Below are 20432 nucleotides of genomic sequence, written 5' to 3'. Positions count from 1 at the left end.
CTAATCAGCCGGATGAAGCTCGGGCGTGCAGCCCGGGCTTCATTCGTGCTAAATCCTCAGGGCAATTCAAAGCGTAATAAAATATAGATGAGAACTCCTGTACACACCAGAAGATAAAAAGCCACTGCCAGCGGCAGGAGATCCACATCGCTAAGTTTCATCCGCATTATCATTTTTCGCATTATATACCTCAATGAAATCTTCATACTCTTTTCTACCTCTTTCCCGGAACGGTATTTTCATTTCCGGACTCCCATGCTTATTTTACCAGCAGCATTTTCCGCATAGCGGTAAACTCCGCCGCTCTCAGCCTGACGATATATATACCGCTTGCCAGGCCGTCTGCTTTGAACTCAGCCCTGTGGTATCCTGCCTCTTTATACTCATCAGCCAGTGTTGATACGAGCGCTCCTGTGATTGAGAAGATCTGCAGGGTAACCATTCCGGCTTCCGGAATCTGATAGTTTATCACCGTTGATGGATTAAACGGATTAGGATAGTTCTGATGCAGAGCATAATCTTCTGGTATCCCCCCCTCATTGATATCCGTCAGAAGCGATGTAGTGACCGGGCTGGTATACGCTGATACCGCATCATTATTTACTGCCTGTACACGATAGGTATAAACAACCGTATCGCCTGCTACCGAATCGCGGTAACTTACGGTATTTGAAGGCAACAGCGCTATCTGAGTATATACGCCCGGCTGAGAAGCATCACCTGCTTTTCTTTCAACACGGTAATGGAGTTCGGATGCAGAGCGGTCACGCCAGCTTAATTCCGCAATTCTGCCGGGAATTGCTGCAACCTTTAGACTATCAGGCGCATGCATACGGGTTGTAAACTTCCAGGCATCACTAAAACTGCTTCTGCCAGCCACGTTCATGCCTGATACGCGCCAATAATATGCGGATCCGTCAGTGAGACTCTGCAGCAGTTTTAATGTATCAGTTAATGCAGAATCGTTGATCATGAAACTTCCGAATGCTGAGTCAGCCGATACCTGCAAATGATAATTTGCGGTATAGCGGTCTCTCTTCCATCTGATCACAAATGAAAGAGGTGTATTTATTACACCGTTTGCAGGACTTAATAGCACCGGAACCATCGGCATAGGGACAATGGTTCTGAAACGGTTATATGCAGAGAAAGCATTCCAGCCGGTTTCGTTTTTAGCTCTTACTCTCCAGAAGTAATTCGTGTCGTGTAACAGGTTCCTTACTACTGCCGATGTGTCGGTCAATAATGAGTCCGCATAAACCGCAGCAGATGCAGTATCAGTATAGAGCTCAAACCAGTAGTTTAGTATGGTTTCCGGGCTCTGTAGTATATCAAATGAACGGGACCATACAAAGACAACACTGTCTCTTGATACATTCACACTGTTATTTAGCGGGAGCAATGGCTGAGAACCCGATGCACCCCCAATTGTCCTGAATGAAAAAACCGGTGAGTAAGCAGAATAACCACCGGTATTTTTGGCCTGCACTCTCCAATAATGGTTAGTCAGATTCTGCAGTCCTGAAACAAACACCGCTGTATCAGTAATGGAAGAATCAGCCCAGACCACGCTGGCAAATAAACTGTCGGCCGCTACCATTAAATGATAAGTATCAGCTCTCTGGCTGCGGCTCCAGATAAAAGCAGCCGGCTGTATTACTCCAATTGCATTTGCAGGAGGAGCTATCAGCATTGCGGCATCAGGTACCTGAGGGAACGTTATTATAGATACCTGGTTGCTGAAATCTGATGTAGTATCCGGATTAAATGCTTCCGCTTTGTAAGAATACTGCATCTGGAATGCAACGGTTGTATCAATAAAGGATACTGCATCAGCAGGAAGTTCTGCAATTGCAGTATAGATATTCGCGGAGGAAGTATCTCCTTCTTTTCTCCAGACACGGTATCCTGTTTCATTATTCGCGGAGTCTGCCCAGGTAAGCTGTACTTTACCCGGCTGAAGGTTAACCGCGCCGCTGAAAACGGGAGAGGCAACCGGAAGTATTGTATAAAGACTCTTTACTGTCCTCTGATTGCTGTAGAGTGATATTGTCTGATCGTTCTTTGCATATACTCTATAGGTATACAATGTAGTATCTGTAACCATGGTATCAACATACTCAGAAGAACCGGCGGAAAGTTCTGCCAGAACGGTATAAGCATTTAACTGCAGAGAATCTCCGGACTTTTTCTCAACGATATATGAAGATTCATTCTGTGCATTATCGTTCCATGCCAGTTTTATCCGTAAGGGTCTTCTGAGCGGCTGAGCTGTGAGGGATGTTGGTGCAGGAATGGGATGCACCACAAAGGGCAGTACCGTGAACCGGGCAACTCTTGACGAAGAATATCCGTTAATTGTTCCGATGTCCGTCACTGTAAACTTCACTTTTTCAGTGCCGCGCCACTCAGAGTCTGAAATCGCCACCGATACAAAATTATCACTGTTCATTTCCAGCACAATAAATCCTGCATCAAGGTGATGCGGTTGATTTACACTGCCAATAATAGAATTACTGACAAACCCGGTTTTTTGCCTGACCGGATATATTTTCATATTCTCAGCATCATAGAAACGGAAGCTAATCTGATCCCCGTTATTATTCGCGTAAACCGTGAGAAAATATACCGCTTCTCCACCTACGGCAACAGGGTCAGCGGTACCGCGAAGCTCACTGCCAGAAAATGCAGCCAGCTTATGACCTGGTCCGCTCTTGAACTTTCCTGCAGATTTCACCCTGGCAATGATATTCATGGTAAGTTCATATCCTGCGGGATTGATATTCCACTCCGGCGCGGCATCTGCTGAATCAGGCAGCATGATTTCGTAACTCCATGATACCTGATCACCGTCAAGTTCGGTAAGATAACTGTCCAGATCAAAGGAATTAAAACTGCTGTTAATGCCTATTGACTGCTCAGGTATCACTGCGATAAAAGGATGGTTATCCTTTGGCAACACCGTAAACATAACGGTATCTTCTCCAAAGAGAGCGTTTTGCGTAATATCCGTTGCCCTGAATCGTATATATTCCGTTCCGGTGAAGAGTGAATCAGGCACAGTAAACCGCGCAACAGCTCCGGGCAGAATTTCAACCAGAAGAGAACTGTTGCCTGAATAGCTGAACGATACTGTATCACCGTCAACTTCAGAAAGATAATCAGTCAAAATAATATCACTAAAAGCCTGCCCTCCGGTAATTATCTGATCAGGAATACCACTCAGAAGAGGCGCATGTTCCTGCAAAATGCGCAATTCCACAACAGCTGAATCTCTGAGCATATTCAAAGTATTAGCATCCTGCACGTGAAAAACCACTGATTCACTTCCCTGCCATGACTGATCAGGAACAGTAAAAGAGGCCGTATTCTGCGGAGAAAGTGAAACAATGATATTTCCTGCTCTCATTTGGACAGGCTGCGAGGGGGAACCAAGTGAGGAGTTTTGAATGAAGGTAATCCTGTTCTCTACCGGCAGTTCCCGCTCTGATTCAGGATCAAAATAGCGGAGCGTTATGGCCTCACCATTCTGATTGGCATATACGGTCAGATAATACAATGTCTTATTCGCAAAGCGAACCGGAGTGCCGGCGCCTCGTATTTCATTTCCTGACCATGCTGAAATAAAGCCGTTTGTTCTGTCTGTTTTTCTTCCGAGTGCAGTCACCTCCGCTATGATATTCATCGTCAGCTGAAACTGCGAAGGATTTACATTCCATTGAGGTGCCGGCTCAGCAGGTTTTGGCAGGTAACTGAAGAAATACCTGAGAGTATCATTATCAAGTTCAGTTACATAATCGGGAAGATTTACTGGCATAAAACTGCTGTTTGGTCCGATTGTCTGCCCGGGAATTCCGGATATTTCCGGCGGATTATCCTGAGGCGCGCGTTTGAACATCACCGTATCCTCGCCGAATAACTGATTCACTGTCTGATCAGTAACTTTAAAGATGATATACTCCTCACCTGTCCAGGACTGTGGGGAATGAACAGTTACAATATTCCCCGCACCTATTGAAACTGAAAGCTGATTCGCTCCCCTTGCACTGAACAGTACTGCATCGCCATCATATTCAGTAAGATAGTCATGCAATGAAAAGGATGAAAACTGCTGCTGACCAAAAACCGTCTGATCTGGAATTCCGGCAAGAACAGGTGCTCTGTCCTGCAGCTTTTCAAATATCACCAAAGCTGTGTCAGAGTAGGCATTTGCAGTACCGATATCAGCCGCTTTGAAGATGATTTCTTCCCTTCCCCGCCAGAGAGGATCAGCTGTAACAAAGCTTACGACGCCAGAAGAGGATATATGAGCAATGATATTTCCCGCACGGAGCTTTGCCGGGGCATTCGGAGTTCCGATCGCCGCATTTTCCGTGAATATATATCTTTCTGCAGCGGGCACTAATCTTCCTGCATCTTCATCATAAAACCGGAGTGAAATGGTATCGCCGTTGGTATTCGAATAGATTGTTAAAAAGTAAAGATATCTTCCTCCAAACTGCACTTCAGAAGTGAACCCTCTGAGCTGACTGCCTGAAAATGCCGCAAGCATGCCCTGTGAGCTGCCCCCGGGTTTACCGAGTGATGACACTTCCGCTACCAGCGTCATGGTTGACTGAAACTGTGAGGGATTGATATTCCAGTCAGGCATCGGCTCAGGCATAGGTAACGAAGCATACGAATAAGAGAACTGTATGCTGTCTCCATCCAACTCCGTGAGATACGTTCGCAGATTAAGCGGTATGAAACTGCCATTGCTGCCTGCCTTTTGATTGGGGATTCCATTAAGCTGCGGAGGCCTGTCCTGGTTTAATACTCTGAATACAACCTCATCCTCATCCCACAAACCATTAACACCCGGCTCTGAAGCACGAAAGATAATCGTATCAGCACCGGAAAAAGAAGCAGAGGGAGCGGTAACTGTTGCAATCCCCTGTTCATTTATCGTTACCGACAGTAAATCAGCTCCTCTGTAGCTGAATTGCAGAGGACCACCGTCAGGGTCATTAGCATATACAGGTAAATTTATAGGAGTAAAACTTCCTCCGTAAGGAACGGTCTGGTCAGGGATTCCCGTCAGAACCGGAGGATTATTGAAATTTAGAAAAGCATTCAACGTGAAAGGACTCTGAACAGAGCCTATAACTGCATTTGGCTGAAAAACGATACTCTCCGTGACAGTGAGCACCGTATCCAGTGATGCTATATAAACTTTTGCAGTAAGTGTTTCACCTGCAAGGTTTGAGTAGGCCGTTATAAAATAGAGTTTCTGACCGCCGATCTGAACCGGAGTTCCGACACCTCTGATCTCGTTACCCGCGAAGAATGCCGCAATATTACTACCAGCGGGTTCAGGAGCATTATTCAGTTTTACCGCGGCAACAATATTTGATGTGAACTGATACGCTGTCGGATTCACCGACCAGTCAGGCGGAGCATCCTGTGCATGAATGATGCTCATACACAGTATGAATAGTAATAAAATTTGTTTTCTCATAACTTTCACTGCTTTATTAACGGGGTGCTCCTAAGAGGAGCACCCCTGTTATGTTTATGTTATTTCAGGAAAATGAGTTTTCTGCTCTGATTGAACTTATCCGCCTGCATGGAGTAAATATATACTCCTGAGGGAACAACCACACCAAAGCTGTTTCTGCCGTCCCAGGTCATTGAGTGATAACCAGGTTTCATGGTGCCGTTTTGCAGCACAAGAATCTCAGCGCCCATCATATCGTAGATTGTAATACGCACGTTCGATTCAACCGGCAGACCAAATTTTATGGTCGTTGTCGGGTTAAACGGATTCGGGTAGTTCTGCGCCAGCATAAATTCTTCCGGAATCAGATTACCTTCATCAGCTGAGGTTGTGAGCTCAGGAATTATATATGGTTCCTGCGGACTGCCGAATGATGCATTAGCATCAAAGGTCAGTATCGTGCTCTTCTGGCGGATGTTTCCTGTCTGCAAATCAACAACTCTGAAACTGAGTGTGTCTGCCTGACCGGTCATTCCGTAAATGGTCAGCATGAAGAGCTGTCTGCCATCAGTATATGCTATTGGTTCAGCTATTCCTCTGCACTCCTCACCGGCAAAAACACCAAGGCGTTTTGTCTGACTGACTGAATCATACATTGCTGATTCAAGAGCAGCTACTACAATCATTGAAGCATCATAGGAAGCTGCATTCACGCTCCAGCCCGGTACGGTTTCGAGTGTATTTACATACTGCTGTTCTTCAAGAAGCAGATTCTGCATTCCAGGAACAGGTGAAGGATAGATAAGTGTATCCTTGCGGCTCAGTTTGATCAGATAGCCAAGTTTCGGCTGCATAAACTGAAGATTACCGAACCAGCCATAAACGCTGTCATAGATAGCGAACTGGAACTGACTCTTAATGATATCACCATTGCGCGGCTGAAGGGTCTGCAGGGCAGCATTCACCGGCAGATTTTCCTGCGGTATGTAACCAATCCAGTTCCATCCTGAGTCAACCCTGACCGGATATGCTTCCGGACGGATAGAATAACCTGTTCTTGTAAAGTTGACCGGAGCTGATTTCTTCCATAGGTAATTACTTACCGGACGGATTGTATCAAGGGTGCCTACCCAGCCATAGTTATTTACATACAAGCTGAATCGTGACTGGTCTTTTATAGCATCACCTTCCTGATTATTGCCGCCTGAAAGAACGCTGTTAAGAGACATATCTGCAGAAATAGTGTTGAAGCTCAGCCAGGTCCATCCTTCGGGCAGACTGTATGGCTGCAGTATCTGCTGAGTTGCAGTAAGAGGAACAGGATTATGTATATCACCAAGCACGCTGTTCGCCTGGAAGCTATACTGCTCCATAACCTGACCATATTCAATACATCCCGATGCATCCCACACTCTGAAGGTAAGGGCTTCACCGGAAATTGTATTGCTGTATACTGTTATGAATAAGCGATACTGATTCGTGTTACTGATCCGTGATACATCGCCGATACCTCTGAGCTGAGTTCCTGAATAAACAGCAACCCTATCATAGATATCGTCTGAAGCTGTGGTATCAATAAAGAGCTTAGCAGTCATGTTCATGGAGAACTCAAACGCCTCCGGATTAATAGTCCAGAGCGGCGGACGGCAGAGTACTCTCAGTTTAACGATAAGAGGTTCATCACCATTGAGGGTATTCGCGTAAATGGTGTCTACGTAGGTACCAGTCGGAATTGAAGTATCAAATCTGAAAGTAACCGTTACTGCACCTGATGACTGTACGGTTCCGTTTATCGGAGTTACATTCATCCACTGCGGGAAGTCAAACAATGTATAAGGGAAACTTGCGCCGCCATCATTTATTAACTGTCTCTGCAATTCTGCACTTTCATCAAGATATTTGACCACTTCAATCTCACCACCTGTCCAGCGAACCGGATTGCGGTCAACAAGGAACTCCCATGCAGTCGAATCACGGAACTGAGTTCCGAATGGAACTGACATGATGTTTCCGCTCTTATCTTTAACTCCCTTAACAATCATTCTGAGCACTTTATTTTCGATAAAGCGGTTTGCAACGTTAGGAGTAAACGTAATAGTCTTTCCTCCGCAGGTAAAGGTATAGTCAACCGGGTCGCCGGTCTGTGTGTTGATGAATGCAAAATTATCAACCACATTAAGGCCTTCACATTCAATATCCTCGGTGAAGGTAATTGAAATCTGATCATCCGGGTTAAGCACACCATCCGCGGGCAGCGGTACACCGGCTATTCTCGGACGTGTTTTATCTATTCTTCCAACCACAAGCGCAGAGGTTCCGCTGATTGTTCCGCCGCCGCACTGTGCAACCGCGCGTATTTCATAAACGCCGTCAGCAACACCTTGGGTCAGGAACTGAACAGTTACGAAATCCGGCTGCAGACTGTCTCTCGGGATGGTCTTTATGGTAAGCCAGTTTTCTACATTTTCAGGTCCGTCAAATAAGTGAGCATAAGCAGGGTTTGAAAGCAGCAGCGCTGCTCTGTTTTCCATGCTATAGTCAATTACCTCGCGATATGCAAATTTGCTTATCGGCTCTGATATATAATCAAGCTGCAATCTGCCGGCTTCTTTATTTTCATCTAATCCGGATTTACTTCTTTCTTCAGATCTGTTTTCATCCTCGAGTTCAGATTTACGGTTCTGAACCGGCTTTCCTGCGGTTACCACCGGACGGTATTGGAGGACAACTTCCTGAAGATTCGGATCAAAGCGGTCATATCCAAAGAGTTTGATGTTAAAATCATTCTCGTTAGAAGTATTTATCAGCCAGTTCTGGCCCGGTTCAGCCACTGCAATTTCGCTGCAGGGTTCAAGGAAGAATACTGAGAAGTAGAGAGTATCAGCTATGGCAATTTCACCGCCTGCACCCTGATCCCATTCACACGGTGAGGTAAGCACCAGTGCAATATCCTGATAGGTATATGCCTGGGGACCGCGCTTGATAGTTAACACGGTATTGATCTGTGAGTTTGGCTGAACAGTATAGTTCAGGCCACCCTGCAGAGTTATACCATTAACTGCTATCTGAGCGCCGTTCGGGTTGCTTTCATTAATAACACGAAGCTGGGTCTCACGTGATTCGCCAAGCTGTCCTAAGTTCTGGATTCCCAGATTAAACACAGCAAATGAATCAGGATGAACGTTCACTGCTATTGAGTTATCAGAAATTAATCCCATTGAATCACGGGCTACTGTTCCCGGTTCCCAGGGACATGAGCTCTGACCGGCAACCAGTTCAAATACCGGAGTGCCATACACCTTATCCTTATATACATTCACGGAGAATGCATCACCCGGATCATCATCAGTCAGTGTAAATCCGATAGTATTAGAGGTCGTGGTAGAAGTAGAGTTTGAACCTCCAAAACTGAATCCGCTCGTAAAGGTAAATCCGTCAACAGTACCAACACCATTAAATGTTGCACCAAGGTCAATAGCCAGACTGGCATCAACCGTCATGTCGAATTCAAAAATCTCACTTATGGTCTGTTCGGTCGTTTCAACAAACTCAGATACCGTACCTGCGCTGAATGAAAGATTGCGTGAGAATTCAGCACTCCGCTTAAGTGAGTCATTGTAAGCTAATATTTTATTCCAGCTTTTTATGCTAGTTGTATCTCCAATCTGTTCAAGACTTGGCAAAACAAAGTTTTTGATATAATCTTGTGTATAGATAAATGTTGTGGCAAAACCCTGAGGTGAAACAACCAGACTACGGTACTGCCTGAAACCGCAAGAGTCATTATACTCAAGCACATCAGTAACACCGTAAGTCAGATTCATTGCGCCGCCTACAAAAACATCACCCTCTTCTCCAATCACACCTCCGTCACCGGCAGTTGAGAATGTTTCAGATGTGGTTATAGTTGTTGCAAGTTCACGAGTGTTTCTTCCGGTCTGAGTGTACTCCATGCTTCCGGTAATATCAAAAGTAAGATCAATTTCAGTTTCAACGGAGAACCCAAATCCCGTCTCTGAAGTAAAGTCCGGAGCAAGGGAAATTGTTCGGCTCATACCAAAAGTTTCTCTGTCTTCTCCATACATACTAATTGAATTAGAAACAGACGTTGAACTGCTCATTGTTGCAAAACTTCCGTCTCCCGGAGGGTCGCGAAGTATGAGAATTGGAATGGCAGGAGAAGTTGTTGTAAAGGCGCTTGTTCTCGGTCTGATACCGGTAACTACTGCCCATGCGGTATCCTGTGCCTGTCTTCCGTCTTCGTGTGTGGCTACTACTTCAATCTTCTTTAGGAACGGGAATATAATATTCGGATAACCGGTGATGATTGTGTCACGTGCCTGACCATTAACCGCGAAGAGAGTTCTTGGGTTGCTCAGTTTATCACTGATATCATTATAGATGGTCAGTTCAACCGTGTCAACAGCACATTCTGTTGTTACTCCGTCCCATGTATATTGTTCATATATTTTATAACGGAGAGGAACCTTTATAAACTGATCAAGAATAACCAGATCGCAGTTTGGTGCCGGCTGCAGTCCTGATACCTCTACGATAAGAGGCGAGAAGTATCTGTAGCCCTTGGTCTGGCTGGTATCTTTTAAGCTGACCGTATCAGCATCAAAAGTGATATTCGGATTAAACGGCTGTATAGAGACTCGATAAAGAAGCGGCGGAAGCCCTGTTATAGTAAAACTTCCGTTCACGCTGGTTTCAATGGTATCAACATAACAAGAGGGCATACTTTCTAAAATTATGCGGCTTGGACCGATGATATTGTCACACTCACCGCCGGCAATTTTACCGCTGAAGGTGAACTTTTCAGTCTGACTGAAATGTCCGCTTGCTATGGGATCAACTATGTTCTGATACTGCCTGAAAGCAGGAAGGAATGTATATCCTTTTCTTACCGGCGTTAGTGTGTGAGTGCTTCCCGGCTCAAACTCAGCAATATATTTGCCTTCGACGTTAGTATAAATCCGCGGATTCCAGGATTTGCCGTCAACAAGTATTTCCACACTGTCAACAAAACAGCTCGTCTCAGAGTGCGTCACAAATCCTGTTATAGGAATCTGCGAAACATCGGTGAAGTCAATATTGTTCGCTGCAGTATTACTGCTTGAAAGTGTTACAATCCTTGTTGGAGGATTAAACAATCTTGCATCTCTTGAAGGAATAACTGAAAAGTTAGTGGAAGCGCCGTAGTTAATGCCTTCAATGGTATAGTTCCCGAGGGTATCGGTAAATGCAGTGGTCCTTACTCTTGCTGTTTCATCGCTAAAGGTACTGCCATGCACCAGTCCGTTATTGGTAGCAGGAGAAAGGTCAAATATCCTGTCTCCTATTCCCTCGTCAAATTTCCAATACGCAAGGAGATTCGGAGAAGTTGTGTTAACGGTTCTTTTCATGTTACGTTTAATGGTGACTGAGTCAATAACTGCTCCCCAGACTCTCATTTCATCAAGATACATGTGCGTGTATTTTGTAAGAGAGCGTCCCATTTCAAACGTTCCGGTTCCGGTATATACCGTTGTGCCTAAATCATACGTATGAATCAGCCGGGCATCGCGGTAAATATATCCTTTCCTTGCCATGTTATCCTGCACCCATGCATAATGATGCCATGCGCTGTCTTCGGTTATGGTCACCGAAAACGGAACGCCGGCATGACCGGTGAGCACGTTGCCCGGATAAGCAAAGCCAAGGGAAAGCCGGTTAGGGTCATTCGCATTTGCAGATGTATAGTTTTGGCTGAATATTATTCCGGTATCGGGAGAAGGACGCTTTAACCAGAATTCAATTGAAAATGATTTGTTTGCAAAGTTCAGCGTCCTGCCTGCATTCACATAATCATTTATTCCATCAAAATATAATGCTTTGCCAACGGTTGGGGAAAGCACCACTTCAACATCATGAACCGGGGTTCCGAATTGTGTGGCTATGTTACCGGTTATTACGCCGTTAGGATTAACAAATCCGATTGACTGCCCCCTGCCGCTTTCATTGAACTCGTTATTACCGGTTACCTCATAATTGTAGTAAGTTCCCGGATAAACATTATAGTCAAAATAATAGTTCTGAGTCATAGGAAGAGTCGCAAGAAGGTTTCCGTCACGGTAAACCTTAAAGTAATCCTTATCTGCCGGAGGACTCAGGACATCAAATGACCATCTTAACTCAATCTTGTCAGGGAACTCGCCTTGTGAAGCAGTCACAACCGGACTATTAGGCGGAAGCATAAAGTGGCCTGACAACCCAATATATGCTCCTCCGTTTCCGGCAGTGCTGTTTATTCCGAAAACATTTCCAACGGTGGCCTGCATTCTTAGTCCCAGATTCCTGCTGACGGAATCAACATGACCAAACACATGGCTGCCCTGTGTCATCTTTGCCTGCTGCGCATACTGAGGGCTTTGTGCAAGCAGTAATGCAAGCAAGACAACACAAATATGCAACAGAAGCGGACCGCTTCCGTGACTTTTTAATGCTGTTTGTTTTTTCATTGTAATCTCTTTAATTATTTAATTATGTAATTATTACCTTTTGCATACTCGTATTAAGCTTACTGAACGGGCATTGCACCGTCAACCAGCTCCTTGCGTATGAATAATATATAGAGTCTTTGCAGAGGGTTGTACATGTGAGCAGGCAGTATTGATTTTATATGTATTTTGCCGTTTTTAACAAAACAATATTGAGAAAGGTTTGAACCGGGATATTCATTAACGTCAAACCCGTTTGGATGTATGCCTGCAAACTGAGCAAACCATTTATCTGCGTCGTAATTAGTGTTAACTTCAACATGAGTACCATATGCCTGGAATTCCTTATATTCAAACGGAATAACTCCATTTACAAATATTGAACCGTTTACATCTAATGCTGAATTAGGGTGTGGGTTTATACCAAGTCCTACTGAACCGGAATTACCGTCAAATCTGAGAAGAGAATTATTTTCGCCTGAGATTACACTCAGTCCGCTTCCCATATCATCTTCTATAGTAAGCGCCAGCATGTTTTTTGTGGAAAAGTCACCGCCGCGCCTTATAGTATAATTCTCTCCGCTATTCGCATTGTTGAGTGATGAATAAAATTTGATTCCGCCGGTCCACTCACTGTTATTTACAATGAAAGGAGTGTTGTTATCAGATTCAAAGCCATTATTATCATTTAACTGAAAACTGAACGGGGAGTTGGTGCTGCCGCCCGGTCTGAAAACAAGTGAAGCACCTGTCAAATCTGTTGAGGACTGCTGTAACAGCGGTTTATCATGGCTGTCATATAACCCGCCGCCGCCCTGCTTAAAGCGAAGCCGTGAACTCAGCGCTATGGTTTCACCGGTCTCAAGATATCCGGAAATCTTTACGTTTCCGTTTACGTCAAGACGCTCTGTCGGGTTAGTTGTACCAAACCCAACATTTCCATCACCGCCAACTTTATTCTCTGAACCATTAATGCCTAGTGTATAAGGTGCAGCGCTCAGCTCTATTCTTGGGGAAAGTTCATTCCCCATTCCTGAAACGGTCATCCCGACAAAGTACTGTGAAGTAAATGTAACATTTGCGCCGAAGTTTTTAAGCTGCGCATTAAAAACTCCGTTATTTACCATAACATTTTGCGGTCCGCTCGTCCAGAGGGCAGTGCCGCCTGTTTTACTGTCATAAATCGCAAATGACATAGTATATTCACCATCTGGTGCCTGTCTGTTAGTCTGATCTCTCAGTATACCCTGCAACACTATACCAGGACCTTCCTGCTGCGGAAATATGATTCCTGTTAGCAGCAGGCACAGGAAAAATTGCAGTAAAAATATTTTCTTCATTTTTGTGCTTTCAAAATTCATTAATAAAAATTATACCGGTGTTTAATTTGGCATTGAACCGTTAACCAGTTCCTTCTTAATAAACATAATGCTTGCTCTCACAGGAATCGGGCCTCCATGAGCCGGCTGTCCAACCCGTATCCATATTGTTCCGTTTCTTACAAAACAATAGCGCTGAATTACGGTGAGGGGATGCTCGTACAGGTCAAAATCAGCCGAATTAATACCAGCAACTATACCAACCCATTCTTCTGCACTGTAAAGAGTATTATATTCGGCAAAAAAGCCATCCATCAGAAAAACTCTGAAATGAATAGGACTTGAGCCTTCCACATGAATATTTCCGGCTACATCAAGTTTTGCATTTTGATTTGGTGATTTACCTATACCCACATTACCGCTGTTTCCGTCAACACTCATCATGGATTTATTTCCTGAAGCCATAAGGTGCAAACGGCTTCCCTGGTTCTCAGGTATATGGATTACCAAATCATTTTTTGCGTTATCCTGACCACCTCTCGACATGTAGTACTCATTACCGCTGAGTGCTCCTCCGAGATTTGAAAAGAACTGCAAACCTCTGCCCCATTCTGAGTTCTTTATTATCACCGGAGTATTATTGCCAGTTTCAACACCTCTGCCAGTGTTTACTTCCAGAGAATTTTGAGTCTCAGCATCTCCGCCCGCGCTTAACACAAACCGGTCACCTGCACCCTCTGAAGAATTTTGCACAAGGAGAGGTTTATCGTTAGCGCTATAGATTCCTGCGGGTGAACTCTGGAAACGGATTTTTGAACCCAGCGAAAGACTGTCGTTGGTATATACATTTCCGCTTACTTTTACATTGCCGTAAACTTCCAGACGTTCAGAAGGGTTAAGTACTCCTAAACCGATATATCCTGCTCCTGCAATAATATTCTGACCGCCGCGAATTGCCATTGCATTTGTGGCAGCAGTTAATTCAAGCCGGGGGACCAGTTCAGCGCCCATACCTATAACGGTAATACCGACATAGTATTTACTGCGAAATGTTACATTTGCATTAAATTCATTCAGCCGGGCTGAGAATACTCCATTCTGAACCATTACTCCCTGCGGTACACTTGTCCAGACAGGAGTGCCTCCTGATTCCTGAGTATATAAGGAGAATGTCATGGAATATTCACCATCGGCTGATGATCTGTTCTGCTGATCACGCAAAACACCCTGTATCACAATATCTGTTGGCAGGGTCTGCGCCAAAGAAGCCGCTGAAAACAGCAAAAGCAGCAGTATTACAAGATTAAACTTTTTCATTATTCTGGTACTTTCGTAATAATTCATGTTTTTCATTTTTCAGCTCTCCTCAATTCGGTGTATTAGGGTTAGCTATCAGCTCTTTTGGAATAAAGAGCACGAACACTCTTATTATCTGAGCTCCTCCGTCTGCCGGAAGGTTTACACGGACTCTTATCTGTCCGTTTCGCTCAAAGCAGTCAAGCCGGAATCCTGTATCATAGCGGTATATATCCAATTGGTCCACGCTCACTCCGGCTATAACTCCTGTCCATTTGGAGGATTCATATCCAGTCTCTATATCTCTTCCTCCATTAAAAGCATATTCTCGTAGCTCAAACATCTGTTTACCTTTGATATAGATCGGCCCCTCAACATCAAGTTTTGCGTCCGTAGTGACCATTTTTCCTATAGCTATTCCTCCTGAATTTCCGTTCGCATTTAGAATAGGGTCACCTGAAGGGGTTAAGATTGCGAAGGTACTTCCGGCGCTGCTGTCAATGTGGAATACCAGTTCATCACGGGTATTAGTGGTGCCGCCCCTTGATATATAAAAATTATCAGCAGCCAGAGCTTCTGTAATGTTTGAGTTGAATCTGAGCCCTCTTGACCAGGATGAATTTTTTATCCGGAGGGGAGTATTAAGTGAGAGTTCCAGACCCCGCTGTGAATTGAGTTCGAAATACCGGCTTGTATTTTCAGTGCCGGTAAAGAACTGAAGCCGGGACCCGAGGGTTGCATCCTGTGATGTCAGGATGATGGGGCGATACACATCATTATACAACCCGCTTTCAATATCCTCGAATTTCAAGAGCGATTCAGCCATAAGACCTGTACCCAGTTCAATACTGCCGGAAATCTTCATATTTCCGTTGACCGTCAGTTTCTCATCCGGTGTTGTAGTACCGATACCGATGTTTCCTGTGCCTGCCAGAACGTTTTCTGACCCTACCAGCGCCATTGCGTATGGTGCGGCGGTCAGTTCTATGCGGTTAGGCAATTCAGCGCTCATTCCATCAACCAATACCCCGACATAGTACTGGTTGCTGAAATCTACTGAGCTGCCAAAGTCGCTTAACTTCTCAGAGAACCAGCCGTTTTGCACCGTAACCTGACGCATCTGGCTTGACCACACGGCCGAACCTCCGCTGGGGCTTGTGTAAAACGAAAATGTGAGAGAATATACTCCGTCACCGATAGCGTTATTCTGCTGGTCACGGAGGATACCCTGAAGAACTATGCTTGGCTCCATCGGCTGGGCATTTGCCCTGCCTGCTGCCAGCACAATCATCAGAATCATGATGAAGTTGAATGTCATCCGATTCATAGTGAACCTTCCTTATAGTTTGTGAATTACGGTTATTTATTTTCCGGATAAGAGCAAAATGCTGCGCCGGTCTTGCGGGAGACATCTGAAACAGAATTTTGTTTTCTGCCGGATATTCCCTTTACGAAAGGGTGCTGGATTTTGAAAAGATGTGAAAGTGCCGAGTACACACAACTGCGGCAGGTCAAAAATAGAGTCTCCGCAAATGTTTTTTCTGAAAAGTTGGTAATCATTGCGCAATTGTTACCGGAAATAGGTCATTTTGCGGTTACAATTGCGCAATTTTTACGCGAATACCTCTTTTTATATCAACAACCAGAGAAAATAATCCGCAACTGATACCATCAGCCCGGCATTTTTTTCTGTTCCCATTTAAACTTTGTGATTATTTTGCAGTAGCTATTCATTTTTCCCGTTTCATGAGAGTATTCATAATCATATTCCTGGCGAATCTGTGCCTTTTTCCTGCAATTCAGTCAGAAAAGGTTGACAGTCTCCTGAAAATCTGGAATAGTCAGAAGTTTCCCGAGGCAGATGAAGCAGCCGGACAATTGATTGTCCTGATGTATGTAGCAGATTTTGAATCCGGCCTTGCACTCAGCCGCCGTCTGCTCAGGGAATCAGTTCATCATCAGAATAAATCTCTCTATATAAATACCCTGATTCACTCCTACCGGTTTCACGTTTTTGATACAAAATTCAGGATGCTCAATGAGGCGGCAGATTTAGCCAGGTCCGAAAATCTTCCCGAACTTCAGGCCGCGGCTTATACATTTAAGAGCATCATCTTCCGGGATAACTCTATGCCGGACTCCGCCATGATGTACGCGCTTATGGCAAAAACCATCCTTTCGGATATTCAGTCTAATTCCAGTCTTGACGAAATCAATCAGCTCATTGCCGATATGCACTTCTTTGCCGGTGAATATGATGAGGCCGAGAAAATCTATCAGCAGCTCATGGAGCAGGAGAAGAATTTTGCGAAACACTGGCGATTTATAACATTGCGCAGCAATCTTGGGCTGATAAAATTCCGGCAAAACAAGCTGGATGAAGCGGAGAGCTATTTCCTGACAGCTTTCGAAAAACTAACCGCTCCTCCAATGTCCGCAAGTGATTCAAGCGGAATGGTTTATCATTTCAGGAAACTGATGGAAGTAAATCTGGCAAAAGGTGATTATAAAAAAGGGGAAGAATATTGTGAGAATGGAAAATATTATGCAGAAAAGTTTAAGCAATTTGCCGAGCTCCCGGGTTTATACATCGGATATGCGGAAATTCTCAGGCACAAGAGCAAATTTGACTCAGCAAAAGCCGTACTAAGTCTTGCAGAGCAGCTTGAAAAAGAATATTCAGACATCAGATATAAAGAAGCCATAAACAGAGAGCGGGCATATACGTTCAAAGCTGCCGGAGATTACAGGCAGGCGGTAAACTACCTTGAACAATGGGTTGCCGTTTCAAAAACCGCGGATTCCATTTTTAACCGGGCAAAGATTCTTCATATTTACGCTGAACATAATCACCAGATTTTACAGCATCGCGCTGAGGGTTTGCAGCGTGAAAAAAATCTGATTATCGGTATTCTTTTCATAAGCATAGCATCTTTTCTCATTCTGATTGCGTACTACTTCCGTCTGAGGAAATCCCATAAACTGCTTGTTGAAAAAAATCTTGAACTTGCTTACAGTGCAGCCAGTGTACCAATACCTGTTGTGGAACGCATGGCTGATGAAGAGGAGGAAGAAGAAAATGCAGATCCCGTCACTGTAAGAACGACCGATGGTACACAGGGCAAAAAAACTATTGATGAAACCCTGCTCCGTGAACTTTCAGCAAAACTAAACCATCTCATCCAGGAAGAAAAAATCTACCTTGTTCACGACTTAACCACTGCAAATGCTGCGGAGCGGCTTGGGACAAACCGGACATATCTTTCTCAGGCAGTGCATCATGGCTCCGGCATGACATTCCCTGATCTCATCAATGGCCACAGAGTCCGCGAAGCGATCCAGATAATGAATTCGGATGAATCCAGATCGCTCACCATAGACAGCATAGCTGAAAGATCCGGTTTTAATAACCGCGTAACATTTTCGAAAGTATTTCAGAAACACACCGGAGTCTCCCCCTCCTTCTTCATGCGTGATATCTGGGCGAGAAACAGGGAGGCAGGTTAGCAATTCTGCGGAGATGGTAATTTATTCAGTGATTTCTGCACGGACAAATCACAACCACCGTATATAAGCTGACCATCCAAGAACCCCTTGACCCCTCCCCCATAAACGAAAAAACCCCTGACGGGGGTTGCCCGCAGGGGTTTACTATCTGTAATTATTATGTTTAAAAGGGCTATCTGCCCATCCAGCCTCCGTCTACGGTGATGACTGAACCGTTGCAATAATCTGATGCCGGGCTGCTCAGATAAATCAGAGCTCCGGTCAGGTCTTCAGGTGTTCCCCAGCGGCCTTGAGGAATCCGGCTGAGTATGGCATTGTTCCGTGTTTCATCTTCCCTCAGAGCTTTGGTATTGTCCGTAGAGATATATCCGGGGGCTATGGCATTTACATTTATACCTTTAGCTGCCCATTCATTCGCAAGCGCCATGGTCAGCTGCTTTATGCCTCCTTTTGACGCTGCATACCCCGGAACGGTAATCCCACCCTGAAATGAAAGTAGTGAAGCTACAAAGATAATTTTTCCGCCGCGACGTGAAAGCATTCCCTTTGCAATTTCCCGTGTGAGAATAAACTGCGAACTCAGATTTGCGGCTATCACTTCATCCCAGTATTCGTCCGGATGCTCGGCAGCCGGCCTGCGCTGAATGGTACCGGCGTTATTTACCAGTATGTCAATTTCTGTATTGTTTTCTTCAAGGGTTTTTATGAGTGTATATACTGATTCACGGCTGGTAAAATCACATGAATAATAGGTAAAATTTCTGCCGGCATCGTTCACCAGTTTCTCCGTTTCAGGCGCGGAACTGCTTTTAGACACAGCAACAATATCCGCTCCGGCATGAGCCAGTGAAGCGGCGAACGCGCGGCCTATTCCTCTTCTTGCACCGGTAATCAGAGCGGTTTTTCCGTCAACCCTGAACAGCTGATTCATGGTTCTATTGCTCAATCCTTTTACCTGAGGTCATGTATTGCAATTCCATCCATATCATCAAATTCCTGATTTTCTCCCCCCATTGCCCAGATGAATGCATAATTACGTGTTCCGGCACCTGCATGAAGAGACCAGCTCGGCGAAAGAACCGCCTGCCCGTTCCTTACTATCAGATGACGGGTTTCATTCCCCTCTCCCATCAGATGAACAACCATAGCATCTTCCGGAAGGTCAAAATACATATATACTTCAGAGCGCCTCAGATGAGTATGCGGAGGCATGGTATTCCACACGCTCCCCTCATTCAGGATGGTCAGCCCCATAACAATCTGGCAGGAGGGCATCAGTCCGGGATGAATAAATTTATATATTGTCCGGGAATTTGCATCCGCGCTGCTTCCAAGTTTCACCTGTGTGGCTTCACCCATCGCAATTTTTCGCGAAGGATATTCCTTATGCGCAGGGTAGCTTACAAAATAAAACTTTGCCGGTTCAGATTCATGGTCACTGGCAAACAGAATTTCTTTTACCCCCCTGCCGATGTAAAGTGCATCCTTATTTAACAGTGTAATTATCTTTCCGTCCAGCGAAACTGTACCGCTGCCTCCGGTATTAATGACACCGATTTCCCGCCTTTCCGTGAAATATTCCGCGGCCAGTTCTTTTTTAGTTGCTGCCAGATGCAGCGAAGCAGCGAGCGGAACAGCAGATCCGGTTACTGAGCGGTCAATGTCTGAATACACCATCTCAATAGTGCCGGGTCTGAAAAGTGTATCAATAAGAAAATAGCCGCGGAGTTCCTCAGTAGTTAATCTGCGGACACTTCCGGGGTCTAACGAATAACGTACTTGCATGGTTAAAAGCTTTGTTTTTTTCTGAACTGTACAATATTACTGACCGTACTGTTCGGTAATTTTTTTTCTGAAGATAAATGAAATAACTGTGGTCACGATCAATACCGTCAAGACCTGCAGGTGCACCGGCGTGGAAATCAGTTCCCCCTGAATCAGCCCGGTTTGCAGATAAAGGTGTTTTGCTCCGTAATAGAGAATCTTGCTGATGATAATTGAACCTGCAATAACAACAGGCACCGGCAGACGGCGGATATGCATCAGCTGCACAAAGAGATAAAAATTTGCTGCAAGTTCAAACGAGATAAGCGTACCCTTCCAGAAGGAGGGATGTCCGGTGACCAGTGATGAAAACAATGGAATGCTCAGAGCAAGCAGATAGCTGTTCCATCTGCTCCCGGCGAGCACCATACCCGTAAGGAAGAAAAGCCGCATAGGGTCAAGCACATAGAGAGGAACCGGCAGCACATGGGAAAGTGCCGGTGTTATATATACTAACGCAAATACCAGGAGGTCAGTCAGGACAATCCTTCCTGAATGAGACGCTGTAATTCCTGTGGTCATACTTAT

9 protein-coding genes are annotated in these 20432 nt (G+C 44.9%); 1 reads left to right on the top strand and 8 read right to left on the bottom strand.

The window, feature by feature from the left end; translation table 11 throughout:
* Nucleotides 1–259: 259 nt before the first annotated feature.
* The 5 genes from HRU80_08075 to HRU80_08055 all read right to left on the bottom strand — a co-directional run bounded on the left by HRU80_08075 (nucleotide 260) and on the right by HRU80_08055 (nucleotide 15900).
* The gene (locus HRU80_08075) at nucleotides 260–5461 is read right to left on the bottom strand and encodes a T9SS type A sorting domain-containing protein (protein QOJ28842.1); all 5202 of its coding nucleotides are present in this window, start codon (nucleotides 5459–5461) and stop codon (nucleotides 260–262) included.
* A 95-nt stretch (nucleotides 5462–5556) separates the two neighbouring features.
* Nucleotides 5557–11979, bottom strand: coding sequence for a T9SS type A sorting domain-containing protein (locus HRU80_08070; protein ID QOJ28841.1), 6423 nt, complete (start codon nucleotides 11977–11979; stop codon nucleotides 5557–5559).
* 59 nt (nucleotides 11980–12038) lie between these two features.
* Nucleotides 12039–13214 carry a hypothetical protein gene (locus tag HRU80_08065; protein QOJ28840.1) on the bottom strand — a complete coding sequence of 392 codons (1176 nt, stop codon included), beginning with the start codon at nucleotides 13212–13214 and terminating at the stop codon, nucleotides 12039–12041.
* Nucleotides 13215–13340: 126 nt separating this feature from the next.
* The gene (locus HRU80_08060) at nucleotides 13341–14630 is read right to left on the bottom strand and encodes a hypothetical protein (GenBank protein ID QOJ28839.1); all 1290 of its coding nucleotides are present in this window, start codon (nucleotides 14628–14630) and stop codon (nucleotides 13341–13343) included.
* A 13-nt stretch (nucleotides 14631–14643) separates the two neighbouring features.
* Nucleotides 14644–15900, bottom strand: a complete 1257-nt coding sequence (locus HRU80_08055; GenBank protein QOJ28838.1) for a hypothetical protein — start codon at nucleotides 15898–15900, stop codon at nucleotides 14644–14646.
* A 419-nt stretch (nucleotides 15901–16319) separates the two neighbouring features.
* Here HRU80_08055 and HRU80_08050 point away from each other — a divergent pair, with 419 nt between their 5' ends.
* Nucleotides 16320–18080, top strand: coding sequence for a helix-turn-helix domain-containing protein (locus HRU80_08050; GenBank protein QOJ28837.1), 1761 nt, complete (start codon nucleotides 16320–16322; stop codon nucleotides 18078–18080).
* Between the two features lie 172 nt (nucleotides 18081–18252).
* Here the strand turns inward: HRU80_08050 and HRU80_08045 are convergent, their stop codons facing one another.
* The 3 genes from HRU80_08045 to HRU80_08035 are packed head-to-tail and all read right to left on the bottom strand — an operon-like array spanning nucleotide 18253 to nucleotide 20426.
* Entirely contained in the window at nucleotides 18253–19011 is a 759-nt protein-coding gene (locus HRU80_08045) for an SDR family oxidoreductase (protein ID QOJ28836.1), read from the bottom strand.
* 20 nt (nucleotides 19012–19031) lie between these two features.
* Nucleotides 19032–19865, bottom strand: coding sequence for a 5-dehydro-4-deoxy-D-glucuronate isomerase (kduI, locus tag HRU80_08040; protein QOJ28835.1), 834 nt, complete (start codon nucleotides 19863–19865; stop codon nucleotides 19032–19034).
* A gap of 36 nt (nucleotides 19866–19901) precedes the next feature.
* Entirely contained in the window at nucleotides 19902–20426 is a 525-nt protein-coding gene (locus HRU80_08035) for a hypothetical protein (protein QOJ28834.1), read from the bottom strand.
* Nucleotides 20427–20432 lie beyond the last annotated feature (6 nt).

This window comes from Ignavibacteriales bacterium (genome assembly GCA_015709675.1).
Taxonomy (GTDB): Bacteria; Bacteroidota; Ignavibacteria; order Ignavibacteriales; family Ignavibacteriaceae; genus H2-BAC3.
Note: the sequence above shows the minus strand (reverse complement) of the source record. Positions and strands in the feature narration are given on the sequence as shown.